The 16,038-nt window shown below is 74.0% G+C and carries 14 protein-coding genes; 8 read left to right on the top strand and 6 right to left on the bottom strand.

Features of this window, described 5'->3' with window-relative positions:
- Positions 1 to 118: 118 nt before the first annotated feature.
- A complete protein-coding gene (locus AL2_RS21580; protein ID WP_067636227.1) occupies positions 119 to 613 on the bottom strand; it encodes a DUF3145 domain-containing protein in 495 nt (164 codons plus the stop codon).
- A 334-nt stretch (positions 614 to 947) separates the two neighbouring features.
- Between AL2_RS21580 and AL2_RS21575 the strand changes: the two genes are divergently transcribed.
- Genes AL2_RS21575 through AL2_RS21560 form a run of 4 tightly spaced genes read left to right on the top strand, consistent with a single transcriptional unit; the run spans position 948 to position 5,651 of the window.
- Positions 948 to 2,144, top strand: a complete 1,197-nt coding sequence (locus AL2_RS21575; protein ID WP_067636225.1) for a S8 family peptidase — start codon at positions 948 to 950, stop codon at positions 2,142 to 2,144.
- Between the two features lie 38 nt (positions 2,145 to 2,182).
- The gene (locus AL2_RS21570) at positions 2,183 to 2,707 is read left to right on the top strand and encodes an RNA polymerase sigma factor (protein ID WP_067636223.1); all 525 of its coding nucleotides are present in this window, start codon (positions 2,183 to 2,185) and stop codon (positions 2,705 to 2,707) included.
- Positions 2,704 to 3,153: a hypothetical protein gene (locus AL2_RS21565; protein WP_067636221.1), complete on the top strand. Its 450-nt coding sequence runs from the start codon at positions 2,704 to 2,706 to the stop codon at positions 3,151 to 3,153. Before AL2_RS21570 ends, AL2_RS21565 begins: the two co-directional genes overlap by 4 nt.
- Positions 3,150 to 5,651: a CHAT domain-containing protein gene (locus AL2_RS21560; RefSeq protein WP_245666806.1), complete on the top strand. Its 2,502-nt coding sequence runs from the start codon at positions 3,150 to 3,152 to the stop codon at positions 5,649 to 5,651. The genes AL2_RS21565 and AL2_RS21560 overlap by 4 nt, the downstream gene beginning before the upstream one ends.
- An 89-nt stretch (positions 5,652 to 5,740) precedes the next feature.
- Here AL2_RS21560 and AL2_RS21555 read toward each other — a convergent pair whose 3' ends face one another.
- The 3 genes from AL2_RS21555 to AL2_RS21545 all read right to left on the bottom strand — a co-directional run bounded on the left by AL2_RS21555 (position 5,741) and on the right by AL2_RS21545 (position 8,348).
- Positions 5,741 to 6,571: a sulfurtransferase gene (locus AL2_RS21555; RefSeq protein WP_067636219.1), complete on the bottom strand. Its 831-nt coding sequence runs from the start codon at positions 6,569 to 6,571 to the stop codon at positions 5,741 to 5,743.
- Positions 6,572 to 6,642: 71 nt separating this feature from the next.
- A complete protein-coding gene (locus AL2_RS21550) occupies positions 6,643 to 7,755 on the bottom strand; it encodes an alkaline phosphatase family protein (RefSeq protein WP_067636270.1) in 1,113 nt (370 codons plus the stop codon).
- 11 nt (positions 7,756 to 7,766) lie between these two features.
- Positions 7,767 to 8,348, bottom strand: coding sequence for a DUF5998 family protein (locus AL2_RS21545; protein WP_067636217.1), 582 nt, complete (start codon positions 8,346 to 8,348; stop codon positions 7,767 to 7,769).
- Between the two features lie 87 nt (positions 8,349 to 8,435).
- Between AL2_RS21545 and AL2_RS36595 the strand changes: the two genes are divergently transcribed.
- Positions 8,436 to 8,753, top strand: coding sequence for a hypothetical protein (locus AL2_RS36595; protein WP_157438284.1), 318 nt, complete (start codon positions 8,436 to 8,438; stop codon positions 8,751 to 8,753).
- Between the two features lie 81 nt (positions 8,754 to 8,834).
- Here the strand turns inward: AL2_RS36595 and AL2_RS21540 are convergent, their stop codons facing one another.
- Complete coding sequence (locus AL2_RS21540; RefSeq protein WP_067636215.1) at positions 8,835 to 11,273, bottom strand: bifunctional acetate--CoA ligase family protein/GNAT family N-acetyltransferase; 2,439 nt, start codon at positions 11,271 to 11,273, stop codon at positions 8,835 to 8,837.
- 169 nt (positions 11,274 to 11,442) lie between these two features.
- Here AL2_RS21540 and AL2_RS21535 point away from each other — a divergent pair, with 169 nt between their 5' ends.
- Positions 11,443 to 12,366 (top strand): carbohydrate kinase family protein, encoded by a 924-nt coding sequence (locus AL2_RS21535; RefSeq protein WP_067636213.1) that lies wholly within the window; start codon positions 11,443 to 11,445, stop codon positions 12,364 to 12,366.
- Between the two features lie 192 nt (positions 12,367 to 12,558).
- Here AL2_RS21535 and AL2_RS21530 read toward each other — a convergent pair whose 3' ends face one another.
- Positions 12,559 to 13,533, bottom strand: coding sequence for a LysR family transcriptional regulator (locus AL2_RS21530; RefSeq protein ID WP_083946754.1), 975 nt, complete (start codon positions 13,531 to 13,533; stop codon positions 12,559 to 12,561).
- 810 nt (positions 13,534 to 14,343) lie between these two features.
- Between AL2_RS21530 and AL2_RS21525 the strand changes: the two genes are divergently transcribed.
- Both AL2_RS21525 and AL2_RS21520 read left to right on the top strand, forming a co-directional pair.
- Entirely contained in the window at positions 14,344 to 15,456 is a 1,113-nt protein-coding gene (locus AL2_RS21525) for a serine hydrolase domain-containing protein (protein ID WP_210747968.1), read from the top strand.
- Positions 15,453 to 15,962 carry a pyridoxamine 5'-phosphate oxidase family protein gene (locus AL2_RS21520; protein WP_067636209.1) on the top strand — a complete coding sequence of 170 codons (510 nt, stop codon included), beginning with the start codon at positions 15,453 to 15,455 and terminating at the stop codon, positions 15,960 to 15,962. Before AL2_RS21525 ends, AL2_RS21520 begins: the two co-directional genes overlap by 4 nt.
- Positions 15,963 to 16,038 lie beyond the last annotated feature (76 nt).

Below are 16,038 nucleotides of genomic sequence, written 5' to 3'. Positions count from 1 at the left end.
ACGGAACGGCCCGGCGGCTTCGAGCCCGCCGGGCCGTTCTTTCTGTCGCGCCACACGTCCCGAAGCCCCGTGCCGATCCGTCACCTGCCCGTGCCCGGGCCGGTTCCGGGGCCGGGCCTCAGACGGCGGCGTGCAGCCAGCGGACGGGCGCGCCGTCGCCGGCCCTGCGGAAGGGCTCCAGCTCGTTGTCCCACGGGGTGCCGAGGAGGCGGTCGAGCTCGTGCTCCAGGGTCGTCTTGCCGACCGCGGCGTTGGCCATGACGGAGCGGAGCCGGTCCTCGGGGACCAGGATGTCGCCGTTGGCCCCGATCACACCGGAGAAGACCCCGAGGGACGGGGTGAAACTGAACCGGACGCCGTCGGTGCCGGGCGTCGGGTCCTCGGTCGCCTCGAACCGCACGAGCTTCCAATTGCGCAGCGCGGAGGTGATGCCCGCGGCGGTGCCCGGCTTTCCCTCCCAATGCAGCTCGGCGCGCAGCGTTCCCGGCGCGGCCGCCTGATCCGCCCACTCAAGGGAAACGGGCACACCTAGAACACCTGCGGCGGCCCACTCGATGTGCGGGCTCAGCGCAGGCGGCGCGGAGTGGACGTAGAAGACGCCACGTGCGGTCACCGGACCTCCTGGATCTGTACCGAGGCTCGTCTTCCCCTACGGCCTCGTACGTCCCAAGTCGGCGTCCGCGTCCCTCATTGTGCATCATCGGCCCGTCTCGCACCACCGGGAGACGGGGGTTTATTGAACGCTTGACCATGCGATGCACGTCGTTCACCGAACACGCGCGCCAAGACTAGACGCTCGGACGCCGGCCGGAGGGCCAAAGCACGCAAGCCGGACAGGGCAGCCCGTCGGCCGCGATCGCGGCGACGTTCCGTCCAATGCCGGTGACGGAACGTCGCGGATCCGGCACCATGGGCGCAGGGGCGGTCGCGGGCGAGAGCGAGGACCGATGTTCGATCAGCAGGCGCGGCTCGACCGGTTGCTGGCGCGCCATCCCGACGCCGTGGTGGTGGAGCCGCTGCCGGGGCGGCCGGCGCTGGTCCGCCGGGACCAGATCCTGGTCGCCGGGCAGGACGCCGGCGCCGCCGAGGACCTCGTCCGCCGCTGGTCCGACTCGCGGCAGGACGAGCGCGGCGTCACGCGGCTGCGGCTGCGCGCCCCCGCCAAGGTGGACGTGTGCGAACTCGCCGCCCTCCTCACGGCGGACGCGCGGTTCCGGCGGCTGAGCGCCTCGCCCAACCACCTCGTCCTCGGCCAGCCGATGTGGTGGAGCGGGCCCGCGGACCTGCCCCGTCCGGCCGCGCCCATGCCGCGGCCCCGGGCCGCCCCGACGCGGCGGGACGTGACCGTCGCGATCCTCGACACCGGTCTGTCGCCGCACCCCTGGTACGCCGGCGCCGACTGGTACCGCGAGCAGCGCGCGGAGGTCGCGGAGGTCCTGGACGCCGACCTGGATTTCGAGCTGGACGCGCAGGCCGGGCACGGGACGTTCATCGCCGGCGTCGTGCTGACCCAGGCGCCCGCGGCGCGGCTGCGGGCCCGCCGAGTCATCGGCGGCGACGGGGTGGGCGACGAACTCGACGTCATCCGGGCGCTGCACTGGCTCGCGGAGTGGGGACGCGCCGACGTCGTCAACATCTCCCTCGGCTGCCACACCTACGACGACCGTCCCTCACCGGTGCTCGCGCGGGCGATCGCCGCGCTCGGCCGCCGGACGGTCGTGGTGGCGTGCGCGGGCAACGCCGGGACCGACCGCCCGTTCTGGCCCGCCGCGATGAAGCCGGTCATCGGCGTCGCGGCGCTGGACGGCGGTGAGCGGGCCTGGTTCTCCAACCACGGCTGGTGGGTGGACGCGTGCGCACAGGGCGTCGGCGTGGCCGGCACGTTCGTGTCGTTCGACGGGGCACGGCCGCCCATGCGCGGCATCGATCCCGATCTCTTCCAGGGCTACGCCACGTGGAGCGGGACGTCGTTCGCGGCGCCGGCGGTCGCGGGCCGGATCGCCGGGCGCGCGGCGGTGGAGGGCGTCGACGCGGTCACGGCGGCGGACCGCGTCCTCGATCCGGCGACGCATCCGGTCCTCGCCGGCCTGGGCGTCGTCATCGACTCGCAGGAAGGTACTGACTGTCAGCAGGCGATGGCATAGGGTCATGGATCAGCGGGGGGCCTCGGAAGGAGACTTCGGTGGCCCATAGGGACGGAACGGACGAACTGGTGGTCCGGGCGCGCGACGGCGACGGTGACGCGTGGGCCCGGCTGGTCGAGCGGCACAGCGCGCTGCTGTGGTCGATCGCCCGCTCGCACGGATTGAACGACGCCGACTCGGGCGACGTGGTGCAGACCACGTGGCTGCGGCTGGTGGAGCGGATCGACGGGTTGCGGGACCCGGCCGCGACCGCGTGCTGGCTGGCCACGACGGCTCGGAACGAGAGCCTGCGGCTGGTGCGGCGGCGGAGCCGCGACCTGCCGCTGGTGCCCGCGCCCCGGCGGCCGGAGCCGGGCCCGGACCAGGTGGTCGCGGCGCGCGAGCGGCTCGGCCGGGTCGGCACCGCGCTCGACACGCTGCCGCGGCGCTGCCGGACGCTGCTGCGGCTGTTCGCGCTGGCGCCGAGCCACGCCGAGCTGGCCGCAGCGCTCGGCATCCCGGTCGGCAGCGTGGCGCCGACGCGGGCGCGCTGCCTGGACGCGCTGCGGAGGCTCGTCCCGTGAACGACGACGAGCTGATGTCCGGGGTCCGGGACGCGTTCGAGCTCCTGGACCCCGTGCCGGCGGAGGTGCTGGCCGCGGCGCGCGCGTCGATCGCGTGGCGGACGCCGTCCGCGACGCTCGCGGAGCTGGCGCACGACCGGGCCGGCCGGGCGGCGGCCGGGGTGCGCGGCACGGCGGGCCGGGCGCTGACGTTCGCGTGCCCCGGCGCGACGGTGGAGATCGAGGTGGCCGAACGCGGCCGGGAGCGGGAGATCACCGGGCGGCTCGTCCCGTCCGCGGCGGCGGTCGTCCAGGTCCGGCACCGGGACCTGCCGCCGGACGGGATCACGGCGCGGGCCGAGCCGGCCGGGCTGTTCTGCGTTCCCCGCGTCCCGCAGGGCCTGGTCAGCCTGGTGTTCCGGCTGGAGGACGGGTCCTCGATCGTGACGAGCTGGATCCACCTGTGACCGGGCGGGACGAACGCACGCTGCTGCTGGCTGCGGCGACGGACCCCGCGACCGCCCTCGCGCGGGCCCTGGACCTGCTGGAGGGCGGCGACGACGTTCTGGCGCTGCGCGTTGCGGGGCTGGCCGCCAAGGAGCTGGGGCGGCTGGACGAGGGCCTCGCCTACCTCGACCGGGCCTTGCACCTGGCCGAGGGTTATGCGGAGGCGCAGGTGCGGATGAATCTCGTCGGCCTGCTCACCGCGCGCGGTGACGTCAATGAGGCGCTGTCCCATGCGCGTGAGGCGGAGACCGTCCTGCACGGCGCCGACGCGGACCGGCTGGCCGCGAACAAGGCGTGCGCCCTGGCTCGCGCCGGACGGCTGGACGAGGCACGCGAAGTGGCCGCGAACGCCTTGCCCCGCCTGCGCGGCGGTCATGACCCGGCCGTGCTGAACGGTCTCCTCACCAACCTCGGTCTGGCGCTGGCCTTCCGTGGCGACTACGACGGCGCCGAGAAGGCGTTGTCGGAGGCCGTCTCCGTGGGTGAGGCCGCTGGGCTGCTTCATCAAACGGCCATGTCCAAGGGCAACCTCGCGTTCGCGGTGTCGCGGCGTGGGGACGTCCCGCGCGCGCTTCGCCTCTTCGCCGAGGCCGAACCCGGGCTGACCGGTGAACGCCTGGCCCAGTGCCGGTTCGACCAGGCGGAAACCCTCATCATGGCCGGCCTGCCCGCTGAGGCACGTCCCGTCCTCACCGCCGCCCTGGATGCGGCCATGGCGAACGGTTACGGATGCGATGTCGCGGACGGCTTCCTCCTCCTCGCCCACGCCGAACTGGCCGACGGCAACCCCGAACACGCCACCGATGCGGCCGAGCATGCCCGCACCACATTCGCCCGGCAAGAGCGCACCGGATGGATGCTCCTGGCCGAGCACGCACTGCTCAGGGCCAGGTGGGCGTCCGGTGAACGGTCTCCCGTCCTGCTCCGCTCGGCGGCCGCCACGGCCGAACGGCTGGAGAGCGGCGGCTGGCCCGACGCCGCCGACGAGGCCCGCATCGTGGCCGCGCGTGTGGCGCTCACCCTGGGCAGGCCCGCCGGGCACCTGCTGTCCTCCGTCGGGCGTTCGCGCGGCCGCGCCCGAATCGCCGCCTGGCACGCCCTGGCCCTCGAACGCGCGGCGCGGGACGACCGCGAGGGCGCCGTGGCGGCCGTCAGCGCCGGGCTGGAGGTGACCGAAGAGCACGCGGAGATCCTCGGTGCGCTCGACCTGCGCGCCCGCGCGGCCGGACTCGCCGCCGAACTGGCCGGACTGGGGCTCGGCCTGGCCCGCTCGGCGCGGGAGCTGCTGACCGTGGAGGAGCGGCGGCGGGCGATCGCGCGGCCGGTCCGGGTCCGCCCGCCCGGGGACCCGGAGCGCGCCGCCGCGCTGGCCGCGCTCCGGGCCCTGAGCGTCGACCACACGGCCGACACCGCGCGGGGCGGCGCGCCGTCCGCGCTCCTGCCGGACATGGCCGCCCTGGAGGCGCGGATCCGCTCCCGGACGCGGCGCCGCCCGTCCGGCGCGTTCCCGCCCCGCCCCGCCGAGGCCACCGAGATCGCCGCGGCGCTCGGCGACCGCGCCCTCGTCGAGCTGATCGCGATCGACGGCGGCCTGCACGCCGTCACCGTCGCGGGCGGCCGGCTCCGCCGTCACCGCCTGGGGCCGTGCGAGGGCATCGGCCACGAGACCGGCCTCCTCCGCTTCGCGGCGCGCCGCGCCGCCGAGCGGGACGACCCGCAGGCGCTCGCCACCCTCGCGGGGACGGCCGGACGCCTCGACGGCCTCCTGCTCGCTCCCCTGCACGACGTCCTCGGCGACCGGGACCTCGTCATCGCCCCGACGGGGACGCTGCACGGCCTGCCCTGGGCCGCGCTCCCGTCGCTGGCCGGACGCCCGTTCACGCTCGTCCCGTCCGCGGGCGCCTGGCTCCAGGCGGTGGCGGCGGCGCCTTCCGCCGGGCACACGGTGCTCGTCGCGGGCCCCGACCTCCAGCACGCCGAACGCGAGGTCACGGCCCTCCGCGGCCTGCACCCGGAGGCCCGCGTGCTGGCCGGTCCCGGCGCGCGCGCCGAACCCGTCCGGGACGCCCTCGACGGCGCGGCCGTCGCCCACATCGCGGCGCACGGCGAGTTCCGCGAGGGAAACGCCCTGTTCTCCCGGCTGCGCCTCGCCGACGGACCGCTGATGGTGCACGACCTCGACGAGCTGGCCGTCCCGCCGCGCTTGATCGTCCTGTCCGCCTGCGACATCGGCCGCGCCGACGAGGGCGACGCCGTCCTCGGCATGGCCGGCGCCCTCCTCGCCCTCGGCACCGCCACGGTGATCGCCAGCGTGACCCCGGTCCGCGACGACGCCACCCCGGAGTTCATGGCCGCCTTCCACCAGGCCGTGAAGGCCGGCCGATCACCGTCCAAGGCGCTGGCGGCCCTCCCCCGCACCGCGGCCACCCTGGGTTTCCTGCCCATGGGCGCCGGCTGATGCCTCCGCGGACCAGCGGGCCTCGCGCCGCGACGCGTCCCTCCCGCGGCACACCCCGGCCGGCGGGCGCCGGCCGTGCCGGGGGCGGGTCAGTTGTCGCCGGTGGCTACGGGGTTGGTCGAGTCGGTCACCCAGTCGGACCACGAGCCGACGTAGAGGGCGGCCGGGATGCCGGCGAGGCTGAGGGCGAGGATCTCGTGGGCGGCGGTGACGCCGGAGCCGCAGTAGGCGCCGACGTCCAGGGCGTCGGTCGCGCCGAGCTGGGCGAAGCGCTCGCGCAGAAGTCCGGGCGGCAGGAAGCGGCCGTCCACGCCGACGTTGCCGGACGTGGGGGCGTTACGGGCGCCCGGGATGTGCCCGGCGACCGGATCGACCGGTTCCTGCTCGCCGCGGTAGCGCTCGGCGGCGCGGGCGTCGAGGAGGACGCCCGCCCTGGCCAGCTCGGCGGCGCCCTCCGCGTCCAGGACCGGAAGGCGGCCCGGGTTGGCGATGAAGTCGCCCGGCTTCACCTCGGGTTCGGCGGCGCTCACCCGGAGGCCCGCCTCCGTCCAGGCGCGGAACCCGCCGTCCAGGACGCGGACCCGCTCGTGCCCGAAGTAGCGCAGCGACCACCACACACGGGCCGCGGACGTGGAGTCGGCGTCGTCGTAGACCACGACCAGGCTGTCCTGCGACACGCCGGCGCGGCGCATCGCCGACTCGAAATCGACGGGTTCGGGGAGGGGGTGGCGGCCGCCGGGGCCGGGCGGCCCGGCCACGTCCCGGTCGAGGTCGATGAAGGCGGCGCCGGGCAGATGCCCCTTGCGGTAGGACTCGATCCCCGGCGGCCCCGCCAGGTGCCATCGGACGTCCAGCAGGATCACGGGCGTCTGGCGTCGCAGCAGCCGGTCCAGTGCGGGCACTTCGATGAGAGGGTGCACACGGCCAGTTTGACCGCCGATGCCCGGATTAGGGAGGGGCGAGGCCTGGTTCATCTCACATCCGCGGGGTGTCAGGGGCGGGACGTGGTGAGCAGCGGGACGAGCTGCTCGGCCGGGACGAGGGAGCCGTGCATGCCGACCATCCGCTCCAGCCAGAACTCCCGCTCGGACGCGACGATCGCGAGGTCGCCGTGCGGGACGGCGATCACGTCCCCGATGCGCTCGGCCATCCCGTCGCCGAGCGGGCCGAACCAGCCGTCCGCCACGGCCCGCTCGCGCGGGACCACCCAGGCCCGGTCGCCGAGCAGGGCCGTCCAGGCGGCGAGGACGTCGCCGTGGGCGCCCGGCTCGCTGTAGACGTATCGGCAGCGGGCGTCCCCGCCGAGGAGCGCGACGCCCTCCCGCAGCTCGGGGACGGTGTCGGCGTCCACCCGCTCGGCCGGGTCGACCATGCCGTGGTCGGCGGTGACGTACAGGGCCGAACCGGGCGGCAGGACGGCCGCGACCCGCTGGACGAGCATGTCCACGAACCGGAGCTGGTGCCGCCAGTCGGCGGAGTCGACGCCGAACCGGTGGCCGGTCGCGTCGAGGTCGGCGTGGTACACGGTGACGTACGCGCGGTCGCCCCGGCGCAGGGCCATCTCGGCGCGCCCGACGATCTGCCCGAGGCTCTCGGCGGACAGGTAGTCGGCGCCGCGCGCGGTCGCCCGGGTCAGCCCGGACCGCTTGTACTGCCGGAGCGACACGTACCCGGCCTCGACGCCGGCCGCCGCCGCCCGCTCGTACACGGTCGGGACGGGCTGGAAGTCCGCCGGGTCGGGGTCGTCGTCCGTCCAGTGCAGGCAGTTCAGCAGCCGCCCGGCGCCCGGGACCGCCACCTGCAGGCCCAGCAGCCCGTGCGCGCCGGGCGGCGCGCCCGTCCCGAGCGAGGCGAGGCTGGTGACGGTCGTCGCCGGGAACCCGGCCGTGATCGGGCCGCCGTCCATCGCGTTCAGGTAGGGCGCCTCGTCCGGGTGCGCCTTGAGCTGCTCCCAGCCGAGCCCGTCGACGAGCAGGACGCAGGCGCGCGGCAGCTCGGGCAGCCCCAGCACGTCGGCCTCGCCCGGCACGCCCAGCGCCGCGAGCACCGAGCCCGGCAGGTCGGCGAGGGCCCCCGCCCCGTACCTCGGGACGGGCGGCTCCATGACCGCCCCCGTCACCGGGCGGTCGCCGCGGACAGTTCCTCGGCGAAGGCCAGCACCTGGGCCACCGCGTCCGCGCCGTCGGCCGCCTCGCTGACCCGCAGGGACAGGTCGTCGGCGGTGACGCTGCCGGTGTAGCCGTGGTCGGCCTCGCAGTTCTCGTCGCCGCACGTCGCCGGTTCGAGGTCGATGTGGGCGATGGCGCCCCAGCCGATGGTCAGCACGACCTCGGTGGGCGGCACGCCCGGCACGTAGGACGCGGGGTCCGGGACGACGCGCGTCACCGCGACCGACTGGACGCGTTCGAGTTTGACGGCCTCGGTGGTGGTGGACGCGTGCGGCTGGGCCATCCCCTCGCCGGGCGGATGCTCGTCGGTGTGGCAGACCAGCAGCCGGTTCGCGGACAGCACGAGCACCGTCACGTGCCGCCGCACCTCCATCGCGGGGTCGAACGTCGCCTCGTGGTGAACGACGTAGGCGACGACGTGCTCGTCGCCCACGGCCGACTCGACCGCGTCCGCGACCAGGGCCGGGTAGTAGCCGCTGCGCTCGATCGCCGTGCGCAACCCGCCTGCGGTCGCTCGGGTTTCCCTCATGGCCCCATCCTGCCCTGTCCGGGGCGGCCGCGCACATGACCGGCCCGGTGGGCGGTCATCCGGGCGCCTGCGGGGTAGGGGGCGGGCATGGACGAGCATCCACTGCCGACCCCGCCGCCGGTGCCGCCGCCCACCCCGGACCCGGCCCCCACGCCGCAGCCCCCGGTGCCGCCCGAGCCGCCGCCCGGCCCGTCACCGGGGCCCGCGCCGCAGCCGCCCGGCCCCGTCCCGCCGGGCCCGTCGCCCGAACCGGTCCCGCCCGGCCCGCCGCCGGAGCCCACTCCGCCTGGCCCGGCCCCGGAACCGACGCCGCCCGCCCCGCCGCCGGAGCCGATCCCGCCGGGCCCCGAGCCGGACCCCGTCCCGCCCACCCCGGAGCCCAGGCCACCGGCGCCTCCGGGGTAACGCCCGCCCAGGACACGACCCGCCCCATGATTTGGAGCGCGCGGGGGTCTGAAGTCTGAGGAGGGTGCGGGCAGGCCGGGGTCAGAGGCGGCGAGGGCCCATCTCGGTGCGGGGACCCAGGGGGCGTTCCAGTGTCAGCCTCACCTCTCGCACCGTGACGCCCGTTCCGTCCACCATGACGGGGTTCAGCTCCAGGCGCGCCACCTCGGGAAGGTCGTAGCCGAGGCGGGACGCGCGCAGCAGCAGCTGTTCGAGGGCCGCCACGTCCACGGGTTCGGCGCCCCGGTGGCCGAGCAGCAGCGGGGCGGTGCGGATGGCGCGGATCATCTCCGCGGCGTCCACGTCCGCCAGCGGCGACAGGCGGTAGGCGCGGTCGTCGAGCAGGTCGGCGGTCTCGTCGGCGATGCCGAACGAGATCAGCGGGCCGAACGAGTGGTCCTCCCTGACGACGACGCGGGTCGGCACCCCGTCGCCGCCTTCGGCGACGTCGATGCCGTAGCAGCCGAGGAGCTCCGCCGCCTGCTTCGGCGGGACGTCCACCGGGCCGCCGTCGCCGAGCCATTCCGCGACCAGGACGCGCGCGCGGGCGCGGTCGACGTCCGCGAACACCGGCGTGTGCCCCGCGGGGCGCTGCCGCCACTGCGCGTACCGGATCACGTACGCCAGCGCCCGGACGGCGTCCTCCGGCGAGGTGTAGGACGGCACCGAGCCCTCGGCGGGCATCCCGTCGGGGCCGGGGACGCGCAGCTCGGCGGGCATGCCCTCGCTGCCCAGGTAGGTCGCCACGATCGGCTTCCCGGCCCCGGCGGCCAGCCGGAGGATCTTCTCGGGGACGCGCACGTCGAAGCCGCCGATCGTCGGCGGGGTGAACAGCGCCACGACCGCGTCGACCGCGTCGTCGGCGAGGGCGTCGGCGAGGGCGGCCTCGTAGTCGTCGGCGTCCGCGCTCGGGCCGAGGTCGACGCGCGGCCGGACGTCCAGGCCGAGCGCGACGGCCTCGTCCTGCGCCAGCAGTCCCAGCGAGTTGGAGTTGTCGATGATCGCGACGCGGTCACCGGCCGGGAGCGGCTGGTAGGCCAGCACCTGCGCCACGTCGAACAACTCGGCCAGGTCCTCGACCCGGATGACGCCCGCCTGCTCGAACAGCGCGCTGACCGCGTGGTCGGGCAGGGTGAGGGCGCGCGCGGCGTGCCCCAGCGGGATTCCCTGCGTGCTGCGTCCGCTCTTCACCGCCACGATCGGCTTGCGGCGGCCGAGCCTGCGCGCCAGCCGCGCGAACTTGCGGGGGTTGCCCAGCGACTCCAGGTACAGGAGGACGGCCTTGGTCGCCGGGTCCTCCTCCCAGTACTGCATGAGGTCGTTGCCGGAGACGTCCGCCCGGTTGCCGGCGGAGACGAACGTCGACAGGCCCAGGCCGCGTTCGGCCGTCCGCTGCAAGATGGCGATGCCCAGCGCACCGGACTGCGAGAAGAAACCCACCGGCCCGCGTCCCGGCATGGTCGGCGCAAGGGTCGCGTTGAGCCGCACATCCGTGTCGGTGTTGGCGATGCCCAGGCAGTTGGGGCCGACGACACGCATCCCGTAGGCGCGGGCGAGGCTCACCAGTTCCTCCTGCGCGGCGCGTCCCTCCTCACCGACCTCGCCGAAGCCGGACGACACCACGACCAAGCCGTGCACGCCCTTGCCCGCGCACTGCTCCACGACCTCGTGGACGGTGTCGGCACGGACGGCGACGACCGCGAGGTCCACATCGTCCGGAATCTCCAGGACCGACGCGTAAGCACGGACCCCCGCCACCGCCACCGCCGTCGGATGCACCGGGTAGACCGGCCCGCTGAAGTCCCCGCCCAGCAGGTTGCGCAGGACGGTCTGCCCCACGCTGTGCTCCGCGCGGCTCGCCCCGATGACCGCGACCGACCCCGGGAACAGCAGCCGCTGGATCGACCGCGACTCGGCCCGGTGCTCGCGGGCCGTCATGACCTCCAGCGAGGTGTCGGTCGGTTCCAGGTCGAGGACGAGTTCGATCACGCCCTCCTCGAACCGCTGCTCCGCCCGGTAGCCCGCCTCCCGGAACACCCGCGTCATCCGGCGGTTGTCGGGCAGCACGCTCGCCACGAACCGCCGCACGCCCCGCTCCCGCGCGGCGGCCGCGATGTGCTCCAGCAGCACCGCGGCCATGCCGCGGCCCTGGTGCGCGTCCTCCACGAGGAACGCGACCTCCGCCGTCTCCGGCCGCTCGCCCAGCCGGTCATACCGGACGACCGCCACCATCACACCCGCGATCGTGGCGATCAGCGCGACACGCCGGTCGTGGTCGACGGTGGTGAAGTGCTCGACGTCACGGTCCGACAGGTGCGGGCGCGGCGAGAAGAACCGGTAGTAGATCGACTCCGGGGACAGCCGCTCGTGGAACGACCGCAGCAGGCCCGCGTCATCGGGCCGGATGGGGCGCAGGTGGGCCGTCCCGCCGTCGCTCAGGACGACGTCGGCCTCCCACTGATCCGGGTAACGCTCGGTCACGTACCCGAGGGTAAGGCACGGACACCCCCAGGCCCGCGCCGGGAAAAACGGTCTTCCCCGTGTTTCGCTGCGCGTTCGAGACCTAATCCGGGCTCAAGAGCTGTTACGGTCGACCACACGCCCAGGAATTGCCGCTCGCGCGGGCCGTGTTGATCGAGGTGATGACTCCATGACGCGCGTGGTCGTGGTCGGCGATCTTATGTCAGACACCGTGGCGCGTGCCGCGTTCCCCTTGGCAAAGGGGAGCGACACGCCCGCCGCCGTGACGACCCATGGGGGCGGCTCGGGTGCCAATGTGGCCGCCTGGCTCGCTCTGGAGGGGGTCGAGACCGCGTTCGTCGGACGCCGTGGCTCCGACATCGCGGGCCGGAACCGGGACATGGAGATGATGGGGTACGGCGTCGACGCCCGCCTCGTCATGGACCAGGAACGTCCCACCGGAACCTGTGTGGTGATGGTCACGCACAAAGGCGACCGGACCATGCTGTCCGATCCCGGTGCCAACGGCGCGCTCCTCCCCGAGGACATCGAGCGCTGCAGGGACCTGTTCACACAGGGCACCCACCTGCACCTGTCCGGCTACTCGCTGATCAACGAGGGCTCCCGGAAGGCCGCCATCTACACACTGGACCTCGCCCGCAAGGCGCAGATGTCCGTGTCGGTCGACGGCGGCTCGTCCTCCCCGCTCAAGCGCATGGGGGCCGAACCCTTCCTGGAGTGGACGCAGGGCGCCCGCCTCCTCGTCCTCAACGCCAAAGAGGCGGAGATCCTCACCGGCCGCGAGACGCCCGCGCAGGCCGCCAAGGTCCTGACCGCCTGGTACCCGCAGGTCGTCATCAAGAACGGCTCCGAGGGCGCCCTCTGGTACACCAACGGCCGCCCCGAACCCGTCACCGTCTCCGCCGAACCCGTCGACAAGATCGTCGACGGCACCGGCGCCGGCGACGCGTTCGTCGCGGGGTTCCTGCCGCCCTGGCTGGACGGCAAGCAGCCCGCCGACGCCCTCACCGCCGGCTGCCGCCTCGCCGCCCGGGCCATGAAGCACCTCGGCGCCCGCCCCACCCTCGATGTGGTCGACAACCAGATCAAGTAGGGGCTGTGTTGGCCCAGGGGGGCGACCCCCTGGAACCCCCGTCACGAGCCGGTCGATCCTCACGCCACGGTTTCGGTGTGTTGTGACCGTGCGGGTTTGTGTCGTGTCGCTGCGGTCACCCGGCTCGGCGGGCATGCCCGCTGCGGTCGCCGGCGCTCCCTCCGCGTGCCTGCCCGCGTCCGGCGGCCGGGGTCAGGCGAGGGGCGTGTAGGTTCGGACGTCCTCCTTGACCGCCGCCCACAGGCGGTTGAGGGGATGCCCGGCGTCGTAGCGCTCCAGGTCGGCGCGCCGGACGAACGCGCCGGTCATGAGCTCGGCCTTGGGCTCCAGATCGTCGTGCAGCTGGACGGCGCGCAGCGGGACGGCGTCCGGGTCCTCCTGGGCGGCCATGCCGCGGCCGATCGACCCGGTGACGATCATGCAGCCGCGGACGAACCCCGACCGCAGCAGCGACAGCCCGTAGTGGACGTCGTCGATGTCGGCGACGACGTTGAGCCGGTCGCGGAAGTTCGTCCCGTACCAGGTGGCGAGCAGGTCGGCGACCAGCCCGGCGGGCGGCACCACCAGCGGGACGCGCCCGAGTTCGCTCGTCTCGACCGGCGTGTCGGGCAGCTCGCCCTCCAGCAGATTCGTCAGCAGCAGCGCCTGGCCCCGCGCGTACTCGATGACCTCGTACTCCTTCAGGCGCAGATCGCCCTCCGGAGTGCTGACGATGCTGCCGCACACGAGGTCGACCTGCCGGTTCTCCAGGCGTGACCACACGTCCTTGGTGCGGACGTGCGCGACCTTGAACTCCACCTCCCGCTGACGGAACTCCTCGGAAACACGGTTCCAGGCCCGGGAGACGATCGGCAGGGTGAACTCCGTGGTGCCGACGGTCAGCATCCGCCCGAGACGGCGGCGGCTCAAATGAATGGACTCCAGCCATTTGTCGAACGTCAGCTGCGCCAGTTCGACGGTGGCCTCTCCGGTGGGCGTGAAGAGGTAGTCCCTGCCGCGCCCCTGCCGGACGGTCAGCACCTCGCCGCACAGCGTCTGGCTGTTGCGGTTCAAAATGTCGAGCTGCTTCTGGACGCTGGACTGCTCGCGGCCGAGAACGCGCGCCGCCCGCAGCGCGGACCCCGTCTCATGCACGACCAGCAGCGTCCGCAGCTGATCGAACGTCATATCGAGCAGGCCGGACGGACAATCCAGAAGCGCATCGAGACCCGGTGACACGGTGAGGGACATTACTACCTGTTCCGCCGTCCCGCGGAAATGGCCGGACGGCCAACTGAGCGGGAAATGATGACATTTCCTGCTCAACTTATCTCAAGATGTTCTTGCAAACAACTGGACAGAGTTTTCTAATCTCTAGAACACTTTCTCTCGACCACGCCGCCGTCATCCGTCCCACCAGGACGGCGGCGTTCCCGGGCGTGCCCCGGCGGTGCCGGCCGCCGGGGCCGCCGCACGGACTCCCGTTCGCCGCGGCTCTTCTCCGCCGCGGCGCCGGGACCGGCCGCCGGCCCGTGCGCGGGGCCGCGCGCACGGGCCGGCACGATCGTCCCGCCCGCGCCCACGGGGGCGCGCGGGCGGCGGACGATCTGGCAACGCCCCGCGCGGCGCGGCGGCCGGCACCACCCCGAACGCCGCCCCAGCGACCTGGTCCACCGCGTGCGACACCACCACCGGCCCCCGGCCCGACACGCGTCTTCTGGGTTCCCGGTGGCGTCCCGCCGGGAAGACCGAGGCTCCACCGATGAATATGCCGGGGCATGAAGGTCTCTATTGAGGCCGCACGAAACCGTGGCGGCCGTCCGCCCTGAACACCGCAGAGAGGAGCCGAGGGATGCCCAGCAGAGCGATCACGCACGCACCGCGCACCCGGCCGCCCCCGAGCCCGGCCTTGGGCGCCGCCACCATGCGCACGCAAGTCGTGAACGTTCTTGCGCGCGGCGTTCTTCATCTGCGCGGCGGGGGCGTCCGGTGATGTCTTTGCAGGAGCGTGTCCAGGCGGTGGCCGATGAGCTGGTGGCGTCCGGCGCCGAGGTCGGCCTCCAGGCCGTGGTCATGGAGCGGGGACGGGTGGTCGCGGACGTCGTCGCTGGTCTGGCCGACCGTGAACGCGCGCGGGCGGTCACGCCGGGCACGCTCTTTTACGCGGCGTCCGCTGCCAAGGGCGTGGCCTCAGCGGTGGCTCACGTGCTCGTGGAGCGCGGGGAACTCGCCTACGACATGAAGGCGGCGGACGTCTGGCCCGAGTTCGCGGCCCACGGCAAGGGCGGGGTGACGCTCCGCCATGTCCTGCTGCACACCGCGGGCGTTCCCGCCCCGCCGTACGACACCACGGTCGAGGATCTGTGCGACTGGGACCATATGTGCGCGGTGCTGGCGGAGTCGAGGCCCTGGTGGGAGCCCGGGACGCGCTTCGGCTACCACGCGCAGACGTTCGGTTTCCTCCTCGGTGAGATCGTGCGGCGCGGGACGGGACGCACCTTGGCATGGTGGCTCCGCGAGGCCGTCACCCGTCCGCTCGGCATTGAGGACGAGGTCCACTTCGGCGTGCCCGAGAACCTGCTGACCGGGGTGGCGGTTCAGCAGCCGCCGGTCGAGCCCTTCGGCCGGCCCAAGCAGGGGTCGCCTGCCGGTAAGGCGATCCCGCCGGGCATCCAGCCCGATGCCGCCTATGCCAACCGGCCGGACGTCCTCGGCGCGGACATCCCTTCGGCCGGGACGATGACCGCCCGCGGGGCGGCACGGTTGTACGCCGCCCTGCTCGGCCACGTCGACGGAGTCGATCTCGTCTCGGCTGCTCGCCGGGCCGAGATGGCGGCGCTGCACTACGAGGGCATGGACGAGGTCATGGAAATGCCGGCGGCATGGGCCTTCGGCTTCAGCCCTCATCGTCCGGGCGGCGCCGGGGGCCGTCCCGGATCGTGTTTCGGCATGGTCGGCGTGAACGGCACGGCCGCGTACGCCGACATCGACTCCGGCATCGCCGTCGCGGTGATGCGCAATCGCTTCAGCCCGGACATGGCGGCGGTTTCCCGGATCGACCGCATCGTCGACGACACCTTCCCCGCACGCACTCGATCGGAGCGACCATGAAGAACCCGACCTCCCGGCTCGACGAACGTTTCAGCGACCCGGGCGCCCAGCCGGTGCCCTGGGCGACCACGCAGGATGCACTGGAATCGGCGCAGCTGTTCTGGATCACGACCGTCCGCTCGGACGGACGGCCCCATATCACCCCCCTCGTGGGCGTGTGGCTCGACGAGGCGCTCCACTTCACCACCGGCTCCGAAGAGCAGAAGGCCGTGAATCTCACCGCCAACCCGCAGGTCGCGCTGACGACCGGCTGCAACCGGTGGGACAAGGGGCTCGACGTGGTCGTGGAGGGCGCGGCCGAGCGCGTCACCGAGCGCGCCGCCCTGGAACGGCTCGCCACCGCCTGGGCCGCCAAGTGGAACGGCCAGTGGCAGTTCAAGGCGACCGACACCGGATTCACGCACGAGGACGGCGCCCGGGCGCTCGTCTTCAGGGTGCGGCCGAGCAAGGTCCTCGCCTTCACCAAGGGCGGCTTCAGCCAGACCCGCTACCACCCCGCCGACTAACGCCGCACCCCGCCGACTAACACTGCACCCCGACCACTCGACCGCCGCCAGCACAGCAGAAGCGCCGCCAGCACAG

Source organism: Actinomadura latina NBRC 106108 (genome assembly GCF_001552195.1).
Taxonomy (GTDB): Bacteria; Actinomycetota; Actinomycetes; order Streptosporangiales; family Streptosporangiaceae; genus Spirillospora; species Spirillospora latina.
This window is presented reverse-complemented; position numbering and strand designations above follow the sequence as displayed.